The sequence below is a fragment of the Raoultibacter massiliensis genome (genome assembly GCF_900199545.1).
Classification (GTDB): Bacteria; Actinomycetota; Coriobacteriia; order Coriobacteriales; family Eggerthellaceae; genus Raoultibacter; species Raoultibacter massiliensis.
In genome coordinates this window covers 1,517,182-1,535,749 of record NZ_LT962671.1, presented here as the reverse complement: position 1 = coordinate 1,535,749, position 18,568 = coordinate 1,517,182, and the positions used below count along the sequence as shown (strand labels likewise).

Annotated in this window: 15 protein-coding genes; 13 read left to right on the top strand and 2 right to left on the bottom strand. The window is 61.2% G+C overall.

What is annotated here, in order from left to right:
* Nucleotides 1-158: 158 nt before the first annotated feature.
* The 13 genes from hisZ to C1719_RS10780 all read left to right on the top strand — a co-directional run bounded on the left by hisZ (nt 159) and on the right by C1719_RS10780 (nt 15,343).
* Nucleotides 159-1,802, top strand: coding sequence for an ATP phosphoribosyltransferase regulatory subunit (gene hisZ / locus C1719_RS10840; RefSeq protein WP_102375120.1), 1,644 nt, complete (start codon nt 159-161; stop codon nt 1,800-1,802).
* 68 nt (nt 1,803-1,870) lie between these two features.
* Nucleotides 1,871-3,193 carry a histidinol dehydrogenase gene (gene hisD, locus C1719_RS10835; protein WP_102375119.1) on the top strand — a complete coding sequence of 441 codons (1,323 nt, stop codon included), beginning with the start codon at nt 1,871-1,873 and terminating at the stop codon, nt 3,191-3,193.
* Complete coding sequence (gene hisC, locus C1719_RS10830; RefSeq protein WP_102375118.1) at nt 3,186-4,262, top strand: histidinol-phosphate transaminase; 1,077 nt, start codon at nt 3,186-3,188, stop codon at nt 4,260-4,262. Before hisD ends, hisC begins: the two co-directional genes overlap by 8 nt.
* Nucleotides 4,259-4,960: an imidazoleglycerol-phosphate dehydratase HisB gene (hisB, locus tag C1719_RS10825; RefSeq protein ID WP_102375117.1), complete on the top strand. Its 702-nt coding sequence runs from the start codon at nt 4,259-4,261 to the stop codon at nt 4,958-4,960. Before hisC ends, hisB begins: the two co-directional genes overlap by 4 nt.
* Nucleotides 4,960-5,664: an imidazole glycerol phosphate synthase subunit HisH gene (hisH, locus tag C1719_RS10820; protein WP_102375116.1), complete on the top strand. Its 705-nt coding sequence runs from the start codon at nt 4,960-4,962 to the stop codon at nt 5,662-5,664. Before hisB ends, hisH begins: the two co-directional genes overlap by 1 nt.
* A 4-nt stretch (nt 5,665-5,668) precedes the next feature.
* Entirely contained in the window at nt 5,669-6,457 is a 789-nt protein-coding gene (hisA, locus tag C1719_RS10815) for a 1-(5-phosphoribosyl)-5-[(5-phosphoribosylamino)methylideneamino]imidazole-4-carboxamide isomerase (RefSeq protein WP_102375115.1), read from the top strand.
* Complete coding sequence (hisF, locus tag C1719_RS10810) at nt 6,447-7,211, top strand: imidazole glycerol phosphate synthase subunit HisF (RefSeq protein ID WP_102376040.1); 765 nt, start codon at nt 6,447-6,449, stop codon at nt 7,209-7,211. The genes hisA and hisF overlap by 11 nt, the downstream gene beginning before the upstream one ends.
* A gap of 26 nt (nt 7,212-7,237) precedes the next feature.
* Nucleotides 7,238-7,552 carry a phosphoribosyl-AMP cyclohydrolase gene (gene hisI / locus C1719_RS10805; RefSeq protein ID WP_102375114.1) on the top strand — a complete coding sequence of 105 codons (315 nt, stop codon included), beginning with the start codon at nt 7,238-7,240 and terminating at the stop codon, nt 7,550-7,552.
* Nucleotides 7,553-7,850: 298 nt separating this feature from the next.
* Nucleotides 7,851-8,531: a transaldolase family protein gene (locus C1719_RS10800; protein ID WP_102375113.1), complete on the top strand. Its 681-nt coding sequence runs from the start codon at nt 7,851-7,853 to the stop codon at nt 8,529-8,531.
* Entirely contained in the window at nt 8,528-10,402 is a 1,875-nt protein-coding gene (rho, locus tag C1719_RS10795) for a transcription termination factor Rho (protein WP_102375112.1), read from the top strand. Before C1719_RS10800 ends, rho begins: the two co-directional genes overlap by 4 nt.
* Nucleotides 10,403-10,531: 129 nt before the next feature.
* On the top strand, nt 10,532-11,581 hold the full coding sequence (gene sppA, locus C1719_RS10790; protein ID WP_102375111.1) for a signal peptide peptidase SppA: 1,050 nt from the start codon (nt 10,532-10,534) through the stop codon (nt 11,579-11,581).
* Nucleotides 11,562-13,643: a methionine--tRNA ligase gene (locus C1719_RS10785; protein WP_102375110.1), complete on the top strand. Its 2,082-nt coding sequence runs from the start codon at nt 11,562-11,564 to the stop codon at nt 13,641-13,643. Before sppA ends, C1719_RS10785 begins: the two co-directional genes overlap by 20 nt.
* A gap of 401 nt (nt 13,644-14,044) precedes the next feature.
* Nucleotides 14,045-15,343 (top strand): O-acetylhomoserine aminocarboxypropyltransferase/cysteine synthase family protein, encoded by a 1,299-nt coding sequence (locus C1719_RS10780; RefSeq protein ID WP_102375109.1) that lies wholly within the window; start codon nt 14,045-14,047, stop codon nt 15,341-15,343.
* A 162-nt stretch (nt 15,344-15,505) separates the two neighbouring features.
* Here C1719_RS10780 and C1719_RS10775 read toward each other — a convergent pair whose 3' ends face one another.
* Together C1719_RS10775 and C1719_RS10770 are read right to left on the bottom strand one after the other, a co-directional pair.
* Nucleotides 15,506-16,597 (bottom strand): molybdopterin-dependent oxidoreductase, encoded by a 1,092-nt coding sequence (locus tag C1719_RS10775; RefSeq protein WP_102375108.1) that lies wholly within the window; start codon nt 16,595-16,597, stop codon nt 15,506-15,508.
* Nucleotides 16,598-16,608: 11 nt separating this feature from the next.
* Nucleotides 16,609-18,414 (bottom strand): molybdopterin-dependent oxidoreductase, encoded by a 1,806-nt coding sequence (locus C1719_RS10770; RefSeq protein ID WP_102375107.1) that lies wholly within the window; start codon nt 18,412-18,414, stop codon nt 16,609-16,611.
* Nucleotides 18,415-18,568: the final 154 nt, after the last annotated feature.

Below are 18,568 nucleotides of genomic sequence, written 5' to 3'. Positions count from 1 at the left end.
AAAGCGGGTTCGGTGGGAGATCGTGGCATCCTCGTGCCGAATGCGCGCTACCGCACCGCATACGGGCCGCTGAAGGTAAAATTGATGCGATCAGCATCGGTATAGGCGGAGACGCGGCTAATTCAGATGAAGCTATCGAGCGGATAGAGGAACGAGACATGAATTTCGTCACCCCGGCAGGGTTCAGAGACGTGCTATCGGATGAGGCGCGCATGCGCGAAGACATGACGCGCCGCGTGCAGCAGTGTTTTGACGAACGAGGCTATGTGCCAATCGAGACTCCGACGCTCGAGGTTATGGACGTGCTGCAGGCGGGGGGCAGAATGCCCGCCGCGCCGTTCAAGTTCTTCGATTCTCAAGGCGATCTGCTTGCCATGCGCCCCGATGTGACGTTGCAGGTTGCCCGCATGTGCGCGACGCGCCTCAAAGGGCAGCCCGGTCCGTTCCGTTTCCGCTATACGCAACGCGTGTTCCGCGAAGCCGAGTCGGAGATGCAGGCGGCAGCGCGCGAAATGACGCAGATGGGCATCGAGTGCATCGGGGAAGAGGGTCCTGCGGCTGATGCAGAGATGGTCGGGTTGCTTGCCGAAGCGCTTCGGACTTGCAATGTCGGGGGATTCAAGCTGGCTATCGGAACGGTCGGCGTACTCCGCGCGCTGCTCGAAAGAAGCGGTGCGCCGGAAGCGTGGAAGGAATCCGTGCTGCAGGCGTACCACTCGTCTAATTTCGTCGATCTCGAGGTCCTTTGCGCCGATGGCACGGTGGGTTCGGCCTTTGCGGATGCCGTTCTCTCCCTCCCGCGCATTCGCGGCGGCAAGGAGGCTATCGCCGAGGTGCGTTCGATCGTTTCGCCGCTCGGCTGCGTCGACGGGCTCGATGCGTTCGAGCAAACCTACGATCTGCTTGTCCGGGAAGGGCTTGCCGAAAGCATCGTCGTCGATTTCTCGGTCATGAGCTCGTTCGACTACTACACGGGCATCGTCGTCGAAGCGTATGCTCCAGGGCTCGGTGCCCCGCTGGGCAGCGGGGGTCGCTACGATAACATGCTCGCCGCGTACGGGCAGAGTCGCCCCGCGGCGGGATTCGCCTTTTCGCTCGAACAGGTGATGGCGGCCCAGACGGTCGGAGCTGAAAACGCCGGGTCGGCCGCGTCTGTTTCGGCATCGCGTATCGAGCGGCCGTTGCGCATTGCGGTTCCCAAAGGATCGCTCAATGCGGATACGATCGCGGCTCTCTCGGCGGCGGGCCTCGATACGACGGGCCTCGATAATCCAGGGCGACAGCTCATCATTTCAAACCCAGGGGTCGATTACATCATCGTCCGACCCACGGATGCCCCCGCGTTCGTCGCTCTCGGAGCGGCGGATTGCGGCATATGCGGAAAGGATTCGCTGCTCGAAGCCGATCCCGATGTTGTGGAGCTCGTCGATCTGAAGTTCGGCGCCTGCCGCTTCGTGGTTGCCGAGCCCGCCGGTGCGGGACCGTCGGTTGAAGACCACTACCGGCGCCTCGGCTCCATTCGCGTGGCCACGAAATACCCCAACATCACAAGCGCGTACTACGCGAAGGCCGGCATGCAGGTCGAGATCGTGAAGCTCCACGGCAACATCGAACTCGCGCCTTTGACGGGCATGGCCGAGCGGATCGTCGATATCACCGCTACGGGAACGACGTTGCGCGAGAACAACCTTTCGATCGTCGACGAGGTGCTCGCCTCTACCGCGCGCTTCTTCGCCAACGCCTGCGCGTTTCGCATCGATGCGCGTATTGTAGAATTGACCAAGGCCCTGCAGGGGTCGTAAGGAAACAGGCCCTGCAAGGGGCACAGGAAAAGCAGGCCCTGCAGGGGTCGCAAGCATAAGGAGGAGCCGTGCGCAGGATCGTCTTGCAGGCCGGAAACCCGTTCAAAACCGAATACTTGAACCGCACGGGCGCGTTCAACGCCGAGGCGCTCATCGCCGCGACGTCGATCGTCGAGGACGTGCGCGAGCGCGGCGATGCCGCTTTGAGGGAATACACCGAGAAGTTCGACGGCGTGCGGATCGAGGATTTCCGCGTATCGAAGCAGGCGATCGACGAGGCGATCGTCGACGTTGCGCCCGAAACCGCCGAGGCGCTCCGCCAGGCGGCCTCCCAGATCCGAGATTTCCACGAACGCCAGCGCCAGCAAAGCTGGTTCACCGTGCGCGAAGACGGTGCGCTTGTCGGCAGCAAGGTCGAGCCGCTCGAATCGGTGGGCATCTACGTACCGGGGGGTCGCGCGCTGTATCCCTCGTCGGTGCTTATGAACGCGCTTCCTGCAGCGGTTGCCGGCGTGAAGCGCATCGTGTGCGTGACGCCCCCGACGAAGAGCGGCAAGCTCGATCCCGCCATTCTCGAGGCGTGCCGCATCGCGGGCGTAACCGAGATCTACTCGGTGGGAGGCGCGCAGGCCGTAGCCGCGCTTGCGTACGGCACCGAGACCATCGAGCCGGTATGCAAGATCACGGGTCCGGGCAACGCTTTTGTAGCAGCTGCGAAGAAAGTCGTCTCGGGCGATGTGGGCATCGACATGATTGCCGGGCCCTCCGAGGTGTGCGTCGTTGCCGACGAGACGGCCGAACCCGCACTCGTCGCCATCGACCTCATGGCGCAGGCCGAACACGATCCGCTTGCAAGCTGCTATCTCGTCACGTTCTCCGAAAGCTACGCCGATGCGGTCGAGGCGGCCGTCGAAAAGCACATGGCCTCGACCACCCGTGCGGAAATCACCGCGTCATCGCTTGCCGATCAGGGACTTATAGTCGTGTGCCCCGACATTCCGAGCGCGATGGAGGCCGTCAACGTGATTGCGCCCGAGCACCTTGAGATACACATGGACCACGCGTTCGATCTGCTCGGCATGATTCGCAACGCCGGGGCGATCTTCCTCGGCGCCTGGACGCCCGAGGCTGTAGGCGATTACGTTGCAGGGCCGAACCATACGCTGCCCACCGGCGGTACCGCCCGCTACGCTTCGCCGCTGTCGGTCGACGAGTTCGTCAAGAAATCGAGCGTTATCCAGTATTCTTCGGCTGCGCTCGCCAACGACGCTTCAGCCGTCATGACCATCGCCCGGCACGAGGGACTGTGGGCCCATGCAAAGAGCGTCGAGCTCAGATGCAACCTCCTGAAAACCGGAAACCTGTACGGAATAGAAGACTCCGATGAATAACGTGAGACCGTCGTGCGAGCGCTTGGAAGCGCTTGTGCCCTACGACCCGAAATACCTTCCCGCCGAAGCCTATCTGTCTGCCAACGAGAACCCGCAGGACGTGCCCGAAGAGGTGCGTCGCGAAATCAACCGCAGGCTGAAGACGATGCAGTTCAACCGCTATCCCGATCCGCTTGCCAACGGCTTGCGCGAGAAGATCGCTGAAGCGAACGGGCTCGAGCGCGAATGCGTGCTGGTGGGAAACGGGGGAGACGAGCTTCTGTTCAACATCGCGCTCGCCTGGGGCGGTCCGGGACGGACCTTCCTCAACCTGCCGCCGACGTTTTCCGTGTACGAGCAGAACGCGCTGCTGACGGGCACCGAGGTCGAAAGCATCCCGCGCCTGGCCGACTACTCCATCGACGAGGAGGCGGTGCTTTCGCGCGTGGCGCAAGGGGGCGTCGACTACGTTATCGTGGCGAGTCCGAACAACCCGACGGGAAAGCTTGCGAGCGAGGAGTTCCTCCTCAAACTCCTCGATGCGACCGATGCGCTCGTCATGATCGACGAGGCGTACTTCGAGTTTTCGCGCATGACCATGCGGCCGTATCTCGCGCAGCACAAGAACCTCGTCATCCTGCGCACGTTCTCCAAGGCGTTCAGCCTGGCCGGCGTGCGTCTCGGCTACATTCTGGGCGACCCCGCGATCATCACCGAGTTCGTCAAAGTGCGCCAGCCTTACTCGGTCGATGCCGTTTCGCAGGCGATCGCCGAGGCCGTGTACGAGAACCGTGCAAGCTTCGAGAGGGGCATCGTATCGATTATCGAAGAGCGGTCGCGCCTGGTCGACGAGCTGCGCAAGCTTCCCGAAGTGAAGGCGTATCCGTCGGATGCGAACTACATCTTGTTCAAGGCGGAAGGCGCAGGCGAGATATGGCAGAGCCTCTACGATCGAGGCATCCTGGTGCGCGACTTCTCGGCAGCCGAGCACTTGACGGACTGTCTTCGCGTCACCATCGGGTCCCCTGAGGAAAACGAGCGGTTCATGGCCGCGTTGAAAGAAGTTCTGATCGAAAGGCGGAGGGCATGAGCGAATTGTTTGCTGCCGGTGAGGCGCGCGCGGCGTCTGTTGGGCGCGAGGCGGGCGGATGCGCTGCGGAAGCCGCGTGTTTCGCCGATGGCGAAAAAGGGTCGTTCGCCGGCCGCATCGCCAATGTGGCGCGTGCCACGAAGGAGACCGATATCGAGCTCGCGCTGAACCTCGATGGTACGGGCGTGACCGACGTCGAGACGGGCGTGCCGTTCTTCGACCACATGCTCGATGCCTTCGGGCGCCACGGGCTGTTCGATTTGACCGTGCGGGCGAAAGGCGACATCGAGGTCGATGCCCATCACACCGTGGAAGACGTCGGTATCGTGCTCGGCCAAGCTTTCGCCCAGGCGCTGGGCGACAAGCGGGGCATCGTCCGCTTCGGGTCGAGCTACGTTCCCATGGATGAGGCCCTTGTGCTCGCCGCATGCGATCTCTCGGGTCGCGGCCAACTTCACTACGCGGTCGATCTGCCGATCGAAATCATCGGTACGTTCGATACGACGCTTGCCAAGGAATTCATGATCGCGCTTGCGACGAATGCGGGTGTGACGCTGCATATTCGCAGTTTGTCGGGCGAAAACTCGCATCATATCATCGAGGCTGCCTTCAAGGCGTGCGGACGGGCGCTGTGCGATGCGACGCGGATCAACCCTCGCATCGCCGGGGTTCTTCCTTCCACGAAAGGTTCTCTGTGATGGCGGCCGTGCCAACGCCCGCTCTCGCGAAGGCGCCGCGCATCGCGGTCGTCGATTACTGCAAGGGAAACCTCATGAGCGTCGAGCGGGGGCTGCGGCGTGCGGGTGCGGATGCGTTCGTGACCGCCGACGTGCGCGAGATCGCCCGCGCCGATGCGATCGTGCTGCCCGGAGTGGGGGCTTTCGCCGATGCTGCGGCGACCATGCGCGAAACCGGTCAGATGGCTGCGGTGCGCGAGCGCATTGCGGCGGGAGTGCCGTTTCTCGGCATCTGCCTCGGGCTTCATCTCATGTTTGACGAAGGCGCCGAAGGCACCGATTTCGAAGATGGGAAAGTCGACAACGTGCATGGGCTCGCTGTGCTTCCCGGTGTTGCATTGGCGATGCCCAGGGTCGATGATCAGGGGAAATGCTACAAGGTTCCGCACGTCGGGTGGAATTCTGTCGATTATGTCTCTGAGGCCGAAACGCCGCTGCTTGCAAGCATTCCGTCGGGCGAATACTTCTACTTCACCCACAGCTTCGTTGCCCCCGATACGCCCTGCACCGTTGCGACCACGACGCACTCGATATCGTTTCCGAGCGTCGTTTCTTATCGCGACACGGCATTCGGCGTGCAGTTTCATCCCGAGAAGAGCTCGGATGCGGGGATGATCCTGCTCGAGAATTTCGTCGGCATCGTTCAAACCGCGAAAGGCGCGTGATTCCATGTACCTCCTTCCTGCCATCGATATACTCGACGGTCGTGCGGTTCGCCTGGCCAAAGGCGATTACGCAAAGGTCACCGTTTACAACGAGGACCCTGCCGACCAAGCTCGGCTCTTCGAGGAGGCGGGTGCATCGTGGCTCCATGTGGTCGATCTCGACGGCGCGAAATCGGGCATGCCCGAAAACATCGCGATCATCGAGCGCATCCTTGCCAAGACGCTCCTCAAAGTGGAGGTCGGCGGCGGCATTCGCTCGATCGAGACGATCGAGCGGCTCTATCAGGCCGGAGTGTCCCGCGTCGTGCTGGGAACGAGCCTTGTGACCGATCCCGCGTTCGCCGAGGCGGCGATCGAGCGTTACAAGGGGTTGCTGGCAGCCGGCATCGACGCCAAAGGCGGCGAGGTCGCCGTGTCGGGGTGGCGCGAGGGCGCGGGCGTGCCCGCCGAAGAGCTTGCGGCCCAGGTTGCGCAAGCCGGGTTCAAGCACCTCGTCTACACCGACATCGCGCGCGACGGCATGCAGACGGGCATTGACGAGAATGCGTACGTGCGCATGGCCGAAGTGTTCGGGAACCCCGTCACGGCCTCGGGCGGAGTAGCCGATCTTTCCGATATCGAACGGCTCGGTGCCGTTGCGGGAAGCGTCGAGGGCGTGATCGCGGGGCGCGCGGTGTACGAAGGCACGCTCGACGTGGCCGAAGCGGTAGCGGCTTGCGAAGCGGCGACCCGCGCGTTCGAGGCAGCTCGCGCAGCCGAAAACCCCTGCGGGGGTGGTCTCGGTGCTTGCTAAACGCGTTATTCCCTGCATGGACGTGCACGACGGGCGCGTGGTCAAGGGCGTCAACTTCGTGAACCTGCGCGACGCGGGGGATCCCATCGAGCTTGCGCAGCGCTACGACGAGGAACGCGCCGACGAGGTCATATTCCTCGACATCACGGCAACGAGCGACGATCGGGCGACCACGGTCGACCTGGCGAGCCGGGCGAGCGAAGAGCTTCATCTGCCCTATTGCGTGGGCGGCGGCTTTCGCAGCGTTGCCGACATCCGCACGATGATCGCCGCCGGCGCCGACAAGGTGTCGATCAATTCCGCCGCGGTAGCCGATCCTTCCATCATCACCGCAGCGGCCGCTGCATTCGGCTCCCAGGCTATCCTGTGCGCCATCGACGCCAAGCAAGTTGCGGGAAACCCCAACAAATGGGAGGTCTACGTGCATGGCGGGCGCAAGGCGACGGGGATCGATGCGATCGAATGGGCGCGCGAGGCCGCTCGGCGCGGAGCGGGGGAGATCCTGCTCACGAGCATGGACCGCGACGGAAGCCGCGACGGGTTCGACTGCGCGCTCACTCGCGCGGTGTCGCGTGCCGTGAACATTCCCGTCATCGCATCGGGCGGCGTCGGCGGCATCGAGCACTTTGCCCAGGGCATCATCGAAGGGGAGGCCGACGCGGTGCTCGCCGCAAGCGTGTTCCATTTCGGCGAGCTGACGATCCGCGAGGTTAAAGAATACATGGCAAGCCAAGGCATTTCGGTGAGGCTGTAACGGCATTTGCGAGCGAAGGGCGGCGTATGGACGAAATAGAGCTGGCATACAACGAGGCGGGGCTGATCCCCTGTATCGTGCAGGACGCGGAAACCAAAGACGTGCTGATGATGGCGTGGATGAACGCCGAGGCGCTCGCGCTTTCGCTCGAGCGGCGCGAGATGTGGTTCTGGTCCCGTTCGCGCTCCGAGCTCTGGCATAAAGGTGCAACGAGCGGAAACGTCCAGAAGCTCGTCGAGTTGCGCTACGATTGCGACGGCGATACGCTGCTTGCGCTGGTCGAGCCTGCGGGCCCCGCATGCCACACTGGCAATCGTACGTGCTTTTACCGGGCATTCTAGGCGAGCGCGCTCTTTTCCGTCACCTTCTCCATCGGTGGGCGAGTCTGCTTTCGCCCGTTGTTTTCATCGGGCGCCCGTTGTGGCAAAGCGGGAGGTCGCCCGCTTTGCCACAACGGTGTAATCTTTCGTGTTGATGTGGAAAAACTCCCTTGAAAGCACAGGAAACATACGCTACCATGAGTCGCAGTTCTTATATCTCTTGGAAGAAAGCCTATTTTTCAAAGATCAAAACCCCATTGTGAAAAGCGCGCGTTTTGCCGCGCCGTATGTCTTGAGGCCTGAATAAAGGAGGACCTGGGTGAAGTTTTTTCTGGATACCGCTGATCTGAACGAGATCGAGGAAGCGGCGAGCTGGGGCGCGCTTGCCGGTGTAACGACCAATCCCTCTCTCTATGCGCGCATCGGAGGCAAGCTTTCCGATTTCCATAATCACATCAAGCGGATCTGCGACATCGTCGACGGACCGGTTTCGGCTGAGAGCGTGGCGATGACCCGTGACGAGATCGTCCGCGACGGTCGCGAGCTTGCGGCGATCGCCCCCAATGTGGTCGTCAAGGTTCCCACCATGGTCGAAGGCCTTGCCGCAACCCACACGCTTGCGGCCGAGGGCATTCCCGTCAACATGACGCTGTGCTTCACCGTTCCGCAGGCCATTCTCGCCGCCCGCTCCGGCGCCCGCTACATCAGCCCCTTCGTTGGCCGGTTCGATGACATCTCCGAAGACGGCATCGAACAGCTCGGCAACGTCGTGGCTGCGATCAACAACTACGATTTCACCCCCAACACCGTAAACGGCGAGCAAGTCGAGATCATCGCCGCATCCATCCGCAGCGCCAACCACGTTACCCAAGCGGCGCTCATGGGCGCCGATATCGCCACCGTTCCCTTCGGCGTGCTGAAGAAGATGGTGGCTCATCCGCTTACCGATCGAGGCCTCGATGCCTTCATGAAAGACTGGGAGAAAGTTCAAAACGCATGAGTGATACCGAAACAACCGTAGCCGCAGAGGCTGCTCCGACCGAGGAGAAGGCCCCTGCGAAGCGCAAGCCGCGCGCCCGTAAGACGGCGACTGCAACCGATGCAGCGGCACCTGCGGAACAGCAGGCGCCCGAGGCGGCGAATGATCCCGAGGCCGAAAAGAAGCCCGCTCGCAAGCCGCGCGCGAAGCGCGTCGTCGTAGAGACGGGAACCGCCGCCAAGGTCCAGGGCGAATCGTCCTCGGATTCCGCAACCGACGAGCCCAAGCGTCCTGCCGCTCGCAAGCGCGCAGCGGCCAAACAGCCCGAAGAGAAGCCCGCTGCAGAGAGCAAACCCGAGGAGCAATCCGCAAAGCAGCCGGTCGAGCAGCAATCCGAGCGGCAGCCCGATGACAGGCAGGGTGCACAGCGTCAGCGGACGAATCAGAACAAGAACAAGCAACAAAACCAGAACAACCAGAACCAGAACAAGAACAAGCAGAACAACAAGCAGCAGAACAACCGACAGCAAAACGGCGGCGGCAACAACGCCAACCAGCGCAAGCAGCGCCGCCAGCATCAGGGTTCGAACCGCGAGCCCGTGGTTCCGCAGACCACGCGCGAGGACATCGAGAAGCTCAAGGTTGCCGAGCTGCGCGCCAAGGCAGAGGAGCTTTCTCTCGATGTGACCGGCCTTCTCAAGGCCGATCTTATCGAGAAGGTGTACGAGGCATGCGTGAAGGCCGAAGGATTCATCGAGGTCAAGGGTGTGCTCGACATCCTGGCCGATGGATACGGTTTCTTGCGCACCCAAGGTTATCTTCCGAGCGAAACCGATGCCTACGTGGGGCTTTCCACCATCCGCCGCAACGGATTGCGCAAGGGCGATTTCGTCGTGGGGCAGACTCGCCCCCCGCGCGAGAACGAGAAGTACGCGGCCGTACAGAAGATCCTCTCGATCAACGGCAAATCCCCCGAAGCTCTCGGAAAGCGCGTTCGCTTTGCCGATTTGACGCCGGTTTACCCTGACGAGCGGCTGTGGATGGAGCACGGCAAGACTACCATCACGGCGCGTGTCATCGATTTGGCGGCTCCTATCGGAAAAGGCCAGCGCGGGCTCATCGTGTCGCCTCCGAAGGCCGGTAAAACCACGGTGCTCAAAGACATCGCGGCATCCATTTCAGCCAACAACCCCGAGGTGCATCTCATGTGCCTGCTCGTCGACGAGCGGCCCGAAGAGGTCACCGATATGGAGCGCTCCATCAGGGGCGAGGTTATCTCTTCGACGTTCGATATGCCCTGCGAGAATCACATTGCGGTTTCCGAGCTTGTGATCGAGCGTGCGAAACGCCTTGTCGAGGAGGGGGCCGACGTGGTCATCCTGCTCGATTCGCTCACCCGCTTGGCACGCGCCTACAACCTTGCGCAGCCTGCAAGCGGGCGCATCCTTTCCGGCGGCGTCGATTCGACCGCCCTGTATCCGCCCAAGCGCTTCCTCGGCGCCGCCCGCAACATTGAAGGCGGCGGCAGCCTTACCATTCTCGCATCGGCTCTTGTCGAGACGGGTTCGAAGATGGACGAGGTTATCTTCGAAGAATTCAAGGGTACGGGCAATATGGAGCTCAGGCTCGACCGCAGTCTGGCCGATCGCCGCATCTTCCCGGCAATCGACCCGGTTTCTTCGGGCACGCGCAAGGAAGATTTGCTGCTCGAGCCGCAGGAGGCCCCGCTCATCTGGGCGGTTCGTCGTATTCTTGCGAACATGAACAGCACCGAGCGCGCAATGGATATGCTCATCAAATCTTTGAAGCAGACCAGCACCAATCAGGAATTTTTGTTGCGTACTGCCAAAAAGGCCCAGTTGAACAAGTCCGACGAGAACTTCGAGCTGTAAGCGCAATCGATACCGTAAAGGTCCTGTAACGAAGGGCCGAAGCGTCGGCTTATATAATGGAAACCGCGCATACCCTGCGCGGTTTCCTCCCTCTAGGGAAGACGACTCTACGGACGATAAGGAGAAGGTATGTCCGATCAGAACAATTGGCAGCAGCAGGTGTGGCAACAGCCGCAACCGCAGCAACCCCAAGGCTATCCTCAGCCCCGGCCCCCGTATTACGCTCCCGAGCCGCCGAAGAAGGGCAAGGGCTGGATCGTCGGCTTAGCTGCCATTCTTGCGATCTTCCTTTTGCTGGTTATCGGCATGATCTCGTGCACGAGCGCATTTTCCTCGTCGATGGGATCGTTCTCGTCGTTTTCGGGCTCCTCGGTGAGCGATGTCGATTACTTGACCGAGGATGCCGTCGGCGTTATCAGCATCGACGGGACGATCCAGTACGACGGTACGACTTCGAGCCCCGAGGGCCTGAAGGCCCAGCTCGACAAGGCCGAGAACAATCCGCACGTCAAGGCGATCGTGCTGCGTGTGAACTCGGGCGGCGGCGTGGCGACGGCGGGCGAGGAGATGACGGCCTACCTCAAAGAGTTCTCCAAGCCCGTCGTGGTCTCGAGCGCCTCTCTGAACGCGAGCGCCGCATACATGATCTCGTCGCAGGCCGATTACATCTACACGGCCAAGACGACGTCCATCGGCTCTATCGGCACCGCCATGTCCATAACCGATCTGTCGGGGCTCTACGAAAAGCTCGGCATCCGCATCGACGACATCACATCGTCCGATAGCAAGGATTCGAGCTACGGCAACCGCCCCCTCACCGATGAGGAGCGCGCTTACTACCAGGATATGGTCGATCAGATTAACGAGACGTTCATCGAAACGGTAGCGGATGGCCGCGGGATGTCGATCGAAGACGTCCGAGCGCTCGCGACGGGTCTTACCTTTACGGGCATGACCGCCGTCGACAACGGGCTTGCCGACGAGATCGGCACCCTCGATGATGCCAAGGAGAAAGCCGCAGAGTTGGCGGGAATCTCGAAGTACACGACCGTAACGCTTGCAAACAACACGTCGCTCGATATGATGGATCTGCTTGACATCCTCGGATCCTCATCTGCGACCGATGACCTTGTCGCTGCATTGAAGGAGCTGGAGCAAGATGGTGCCATCACCCGATAAGCCGAGCTGGCCGAAGCGCGCCGTTGTGACGGCGGGCATGCCCTATGGCAACAAGCCGCTCCATTTCGGACATATCGCCGGTGTGTTCGTGCCGGCCGATTGCTACGCGCGGTTTCTGCGCGACCGTATCGGCAAAGAGAACGTGCGCTTCATCTCGGGAACCGATTGTTTCGGATCTCCCATCAACGAGGGCTATCGAAAACTCGTCGAGGCGGGTGAGTTCGAAGGCACGATCGCCGATTACGTGCAGGGCAACCACGACGCGCAGAAGAAGACGCTCGATGCCTACAACATCAGCCTGTCCATCTACGAGGGCAGCGGCATGGGGCACTCGGGCGAGGTGCATCAGCAGATCAGCGAGGCGTTCATCGAAAAGCTCTACGAGAACGGCTATCTGCACAAGCGTGCGACGCTGCAGTTCTACGACCCGCAAGCCGAGACGTTTCTGAACGGCCGCCAGGTCGTAGGACGCTGCCCCGTGCAGGGGTGCAAGAGCGAGCACGCCTACGCCGACGAATGCGATCTGGGGCATCAGTACGCCCCCGAGGATCTCATCGCACCGAAGTCTTCCATAACCGGTGCGACGCCCGAGATGCGCCCGGTTGAGAACTGGTATTTCGATCTGCCTGCGTTCGCCGGGTTTCTTCGTGCGCGGACGGCTGAGATGGAAGCCGATCCCGAGGTGCGTCCCGTCGTGTACAACACGGTCAAGGAATTCTTGGCTCCGCCTGTCGTATACGTTAAAAACGAGGCGTACGACGAGTACCGTGCGTTGGCCGATGAGCTTCCGGTGCATTCCTACCGCGAGGCCGAGAAGGGCAAGCAAAGCTTCGAGATCGAGTTCGCCACCATCGACGATCGCGATGCGGCGCGCGAAGTGCTTGCGCGCGCGGGCATCCGCTTCCGCATGGGCAAGACGCTGACCCCGTTCCGCATCACGGGGAACATCGAGTGGGGCGTCAAGGCGCCGGTGATCGACGGGCTCGAGGGGCTGACGGTGTGGTGCTGGCCCGAGAGCCTGTGGGCTCCCATGTCGTTCACCATGGCCGTGAACGACAAGATGGGCATGCCGCGCGGCAGCTGGCGCGACTTCTGGTGCTCCGAAGATGCCCGGGTCTACCAGTTCATCGGGCAGGACAACCTGTACTTCTACGGCGTCGCGCAGCCGGCCCTGTTCGAGGCTATCCGCCCGGGCGACATTCTGCAACCCGGGATCGCCGAGCACCCGCTGCAGCAGACGAAGCTCATCGCGAACTACCACATCCTGTTCGGCGATAAGAAGGCATCCTCGTCGGGCGCCGTCAAGCCCCCGACTGCCGATGCCTTGCTGGATTACTACACGCCCGAGCAGCTGCGCGCCCACTTTCTCGCCCTCGGCCTCGATCAGAAATCGGTTGGCTTCAAGCCCAAGCCGTTCGAGGCCGACGAAGCGAAGCGCGACGACCCGCGCGTGGCGGACCCGGTGCTCAAGGAGGGCGCGCTTCTCACCAACGTGTTCAACCGCTTGGCTCGCAGCTGCTTCTACGAAGCTCAGAAGAACTTCGGGGGTTACATGCCGATCGGCAAGGTGTCGCCCGAAGTGGTCGAGAAGGCGCACGAGACGCTTATGGCCTACGACCATACCATGTACAAAGCCGAGCTTCATACGATCATGTCGCTTATGGACGAGTTCATCCGCTGGTCGAACAAGTACTGGACCGAGCAGATCCGCGTGGTCGAGAATGCGCTCGCATCTCTCGAAGAAGCGGACGGATCGGGCGAGCCGGACTCCTCTTTGTCCACCGTCGAGGAGATTGCCATCCGCCGCCGTCAGGTGCTGGTCGATTGCTTCTTCCTTCTGCGCATGGCAACGCTGCTCATGCATCCGGTGGTGCCGGCTGGCACCGAGAAGATCTGCGATTATCTGAGCTTCGAGTTCGATGAGTTCTTCAGCTGGAATTACGATTTCGAAGACAACGCCGAGTTGTGCGGTGCGGGGGAGATCACCGAAGGGCGGCATCGCATTCGCGAGCTCCCGCCTCGCACCGATTTCTTCGAGAGGCATCCAAGTCAGTTCAAGTAGGTAGAAGAGGGCCTTCGGGCCCTCTTTTTGCAGGTGGGCGCCGACGGGGCTTTCGCAGTGCGCTCCGGTTGGCTCCGTGGATCGCCCGAGTCTTGCGAGGCGTTCGGGCCGTATTCGTCCTTTTCGTGTTGACAAATCATAGTATTTAGCTATGATTAATGATCGTCATGGGCAACTCTGATCGACATACCATCCGCTGCGGCGATGTTTGCGAGGCTTCGCTTTCCCTTGCGGCTCGCCCCACATTCTCCCTTGGCATGCGCATGCGCTAGCCCGGGCTCCTTGACGGCGTCGAACGCCGACAAGCCCCGGGCTTCTTCTCGTCCGAAATACGGGCGTCCCTGCTTGCCGCCGAAACTGGCGCGAGCCTTCTGCCAAACCGCACACTTAAGGAGATTTCCATGCCGAAATTCGATACGCTCGCCATCCACGCGGGCACCCGCCCCGATCCCGAGACCCATGCCCGCGCGCTGCCCATCTACCAGACGACCGCCTATGCGTTCGAGGATGCGCAGGATGCCGCCGATCTGTTTGCTCTGAAGAAGTTCGGAAACATCTACGGTCGCCTGACGAATCCGACCGTCGACGCAATCGAGAAGCGCTTATGCGCGTTGCATGGGGCGTCCTACTGCGTCGGCGTTGCCTCGGGTCATGCCGCCGAAGTGCTCGCGCTGCTCAACATCGTGAGGACGAAAGACGTCATCATCGCCTCCGACTCTCTTTACGGCGGAACCTGGAACATATTCTTGCATACCTTCAAGAATCTGGGCATCGAAGTGCGATTCGTGCATGCCGATGCGCAAAGCTTTCTCGAGGCCACCGAAGCTGCCGATGAGGAGGGGAGGGTGAAGGCCTGGTATCTCGAAACGATCGGGAATCCGCGCCTCGATGTGCCCGACATTCCCGCCATAGCCGAAGCGGGTCGCAGTTTGGGTATTCCGTTGTTCGTGGACAACACGTTCGCAACACCGTATCTGTGCCGTCCGGCTGAGCTTGGCGCGGCGGTGATCGTCGAATCGCTCACGAAATGGATCGGCGGCCACGGAACCGCGCTCGGCGGAGCCGTTGTCGATGCGGGCACCTTCGATTGGGCAAGCGAACGGTTCCCGACGCTTTCGCAGCCCGATGCGAGCTATCACGGCCTTAATTTCAGCGAATCGTTCGGTGCGGTGCCCGGTCTTGGCAACGCGGCGTTCGGGTTGCGCGTACGTGCTCAGATGCTGCGGGATTTCGGGCCGACGCTCGCTCCTCTTTCCGCTCATGAAATCGGACTCGGCATCGAGACGCTTTCCCTACGGGTGCAGCGCCACAGCGACAATGCCTTTGCCGTTGCGCGCTACCTTGAGAACCATCCCCGGGTTTCCTGGGTTTCCTATCCCGGTCTCGAGAGCCATCCGTCCCACGAGACGGCGAAAAGGGTGCTGGGAAACGGGTTCGGCGGCGTGGTGGTGTTCGGCGTCGAGGGCGGCCGGGAGGCGGGCATCCGCTTCATCGAGGGGCTTCGGTTGTTTTCGAATCTCGCGAACGTCGGCGATGCGAAATCGCTTGTGATCCATCCGGCGTCAACGACCCATTCGCAGCTTTCCGAGGAAGAGCTCGATCGCGCCGGGGTGGGAAGCGATCTTATCAGGTTATCGATTGGGATCGAGGATATCGACGATATCCTCGGGGACATCGAAGCTGCGCTCGCGTGTGTGTGATGCGGATCGCGCTTCCGAAGATCGGCTATCGGAAGACACATCGAAGCTGCGCTCGCGCGCGATGCGGGCAAGCGCAGCTTCGATGCCTTCTTTGCGGCTCGGCAAAAAGGGAGCGTTTCTGCCGAGCCGCGGGAAAAGCGAACGATGGTCGAGCCGCCTGCCTTAGGCGATCTCGAACAGAAGCGTTGCTTCGAGGGGCGATACGACGCCGTCTGCGGTCTTTGCGCGGACGGTCATGCGGTAGTCGCCTTTTTCCTGGAACGAGGTGGTGAACTGCCAGTTGACCCATTTGTCGGCCGTGGCGCCTTCGGTTTCGCAGCTGGTCCAGGTTGCGCCGTTGTCGAAGGAGAACTCGATTGCGGTGATCGGGCTGCCCAAATCGTCGGCCACACCTTCGAAGGTTATTTCATCTCCTGCCTTGAATAGACATTCGTCGGCATTGTTCATGATGTTTATCTTGTTGCGATACGTGGGATCGACCTGTTGGACATCGGGCACCTGCTCTTCTTGGGTCAGCTCGATGTCCACGATGCTGCGCGTGAAGTAGCGGGCAACCGTTTCGGGCATGAACAGCTGCAGGCTCGATCCATCGCCGGTTGTGGTGAGCTCTTCGCCGTTGACCTGATAGACCAAGAGCGCGTTTTTCTCGAGCGCGTATTGCAGCGGCAGAGGCTGCCCGAACCCATCGGCGCCGTAGGCGGTAACGGTGTTCACGCCATCTTCGAGGTCGGCCATCTCGACAACGGCCGAAAGCGGCACGCCCATGACGGCGACCTGGCCGAAGGGCGATCCGGTGGCGCACGAGCAGGCCATCATCGCCTGATCGCTCACGTCTTCTGAAAGATCCTCTATGTTGACCGTGAAGTTCTTCTTGATGTTGCCGCCTACGTTGACGTAGTAGTTCGCTACGCCTCCCTGTTCCTCGGCGAGCTCTGCAGCGGGCTTCGAGCACATGCTCGTAAGCGTTGCCCCGAAGATGTTGAACAGCTCGTCGTTGGGCGTGACGCCTTCCTGGTTGAAGGTGAAAGAGCCCTGCGCGTCGGCCACCTTGACGTAGGGGCTTTCCTCTTCGTCCATCCATCGAGCGATGATCTCGCGATCGCCGACGGTATGGGTGTTTGCCTGAGGCTCGGCGTTTTGCGCGCCGTCCTGCGATTGCTGGATTGGCGAGGCGATGGCCGTAGCCGTTCCGAAGAGAAGCAGGGCGGAGCTGGCCACACCCGCTGCGATCTTTTTCGGTGTGTTGAATGACATCGTGGTCCCCCTTACTTGTCTTCCTCGTTGGTTGCCTCGACGCTGACCTTCGGCGGTATGAGCGATCCGGAAGTGAGAACCGTGGTCTCTTCAGGCGTCGGGAGCTTGTCCTTGGCGTTGATCATGACGGTTTGGGTTTCGAAGCTTTCGGCGCCGCTTTCCGTGGTGGCGCGCACTGTGAGGCAGTAAGCACCTTCGAGTTCGGGGGTGTAGGTGAAGCTCCACCAAACCATCTTGTTGCGGTCGGTATCGCCGAGTTCGTACTTGGTCCAGGTCTCGCCGCCGTCCATGGAGAATTCCATCGAAGCGATCTTCTCGTCGTAGGCATCGACGTAGCCTTCGAACGTGAAGGGCTGTCCGTTTTGGACGAGCAGGCCGTCGGGCACGCCCAGGATGGTGGCGTTCGGCTTGTTCATGGGAACGTTCGCCTCGTTCTGCCATCCGTTGGGATTGCCAGCCCACTTGTCGGTGTAGTCGATATCCTCGTTCGTTACCTCGTAGGTGTCGATCTGCTTGGAGTTGATCTGGGCATCGACGCCCTCAACCCAATTGGTGCACGGGTAGCCGCGCGTTGCATCGAGGTACTCGCCGCCGATCTTGTACACGAGCAGCGCTTCGTCGCTGTCGACCTTGTCTTTCGGGAAGGCGCGCTTGGAACTGCCGTCGGCGCGAAGGGCGCGCACGCCGGTCGTATCGTCTTTGTAGCCGCCGGCTTTCTCGATGAGCCAGCTGACTGGGATGCCGGTGATTTCGGTGTTCGTTACGCCGCCGCCGCCGATCGGATTCCAGTTGCAGACCATCTTGGAGGTTTTCTCGACCACGACGCCTGCATCCTCGGCCTCCTTGATGAGATCGGGGAGCTTGGCGGTGTACTCGCTGTTCACGTTGCCCTTGACGGTGATGGTCCACTCGTCGAACAGGCTCTGCGGCATTTCGAGGTTCAGGCCGTTGACGCCTGCGCCATGACGCATGTTGTCGTAGTATGCGTGCATCCAGTCATAGGAGAACACGCCGTCTTGATCCTGGGTCTTCTCCTGATCGACCTTGAAATCGCCCTGAACGTCGGCGATCTTGTTGATGCCCCAGAGACGATCGTATTTGGTGAGATCCCATAGCTCCAGCCCTTCGCCGTTCTCGGTGGCGTTGTGGCAGGACATGCAGTCGCCTTGGAATTCGGTGGCGAACTCGGTCTTGTTGCGGGCGCCGAAATGGATGCCGTGCATGAGCGTTCCGAACTCGTACTGCTTGGCGATGTAGCCGGGAGCGTACGAATGGCAGAACAGGCACTGCTGCAGCGTGGTCTTGTTGTCCAGCTCGTCGTTCCAGGCGACGGGGTGCTCGTAGGGCAGGTTCTTCAAAAGCGAGTTCATATCCGGATGGCAGGACTCGCAGCCGCGGTTATCCGCGTCGAGCCAGTAGGTGTTGTACGAATTGCTGCCCGCTTGGATTTGCCAGGCATCGGGATTGACCTCGTACTCAGTGGGCGTGCGCTGCACCATCTGGCCGTTCGGAAGCGTGCGAATTTCGGGAGCGTATTCCTCGGCTATCTGATCCCAGCGGTCCCAAAGGCCGTTGAGGTATTCTTTGCCGGGATAGAATTCGTCGTTGATATCCGAATTCGTGGTGCCTTCTTCGCCGTCGATGATCGCCTGCTGTTCGGGCGTGAGGCTTTCTTCGGTCGTTGGCTTCGTATCGCCTGAATCGCCCCCACCCGATGGCTGCTGCTGGGCTTCCTGGCTCGGCGAGCAGCCTGCTATCAGGCCGAAGGTGCATGCCAGGCACATCGTCGTGATGACGAGTCGCTTTTTGACTGACATAGTTCCCCTTTCTCTCTACTCCTTGGTTTCGGTTTCGGCTTGCGCAGGGCAACCGCATGCCGCAACCGCCTCATCCTTGACCTCCGACGCGTCGCCTCCTTTCTTCCGCCTGCATCTTTTTTGCATCGGATGGCGTGCTTCAGATGCTAGGCGC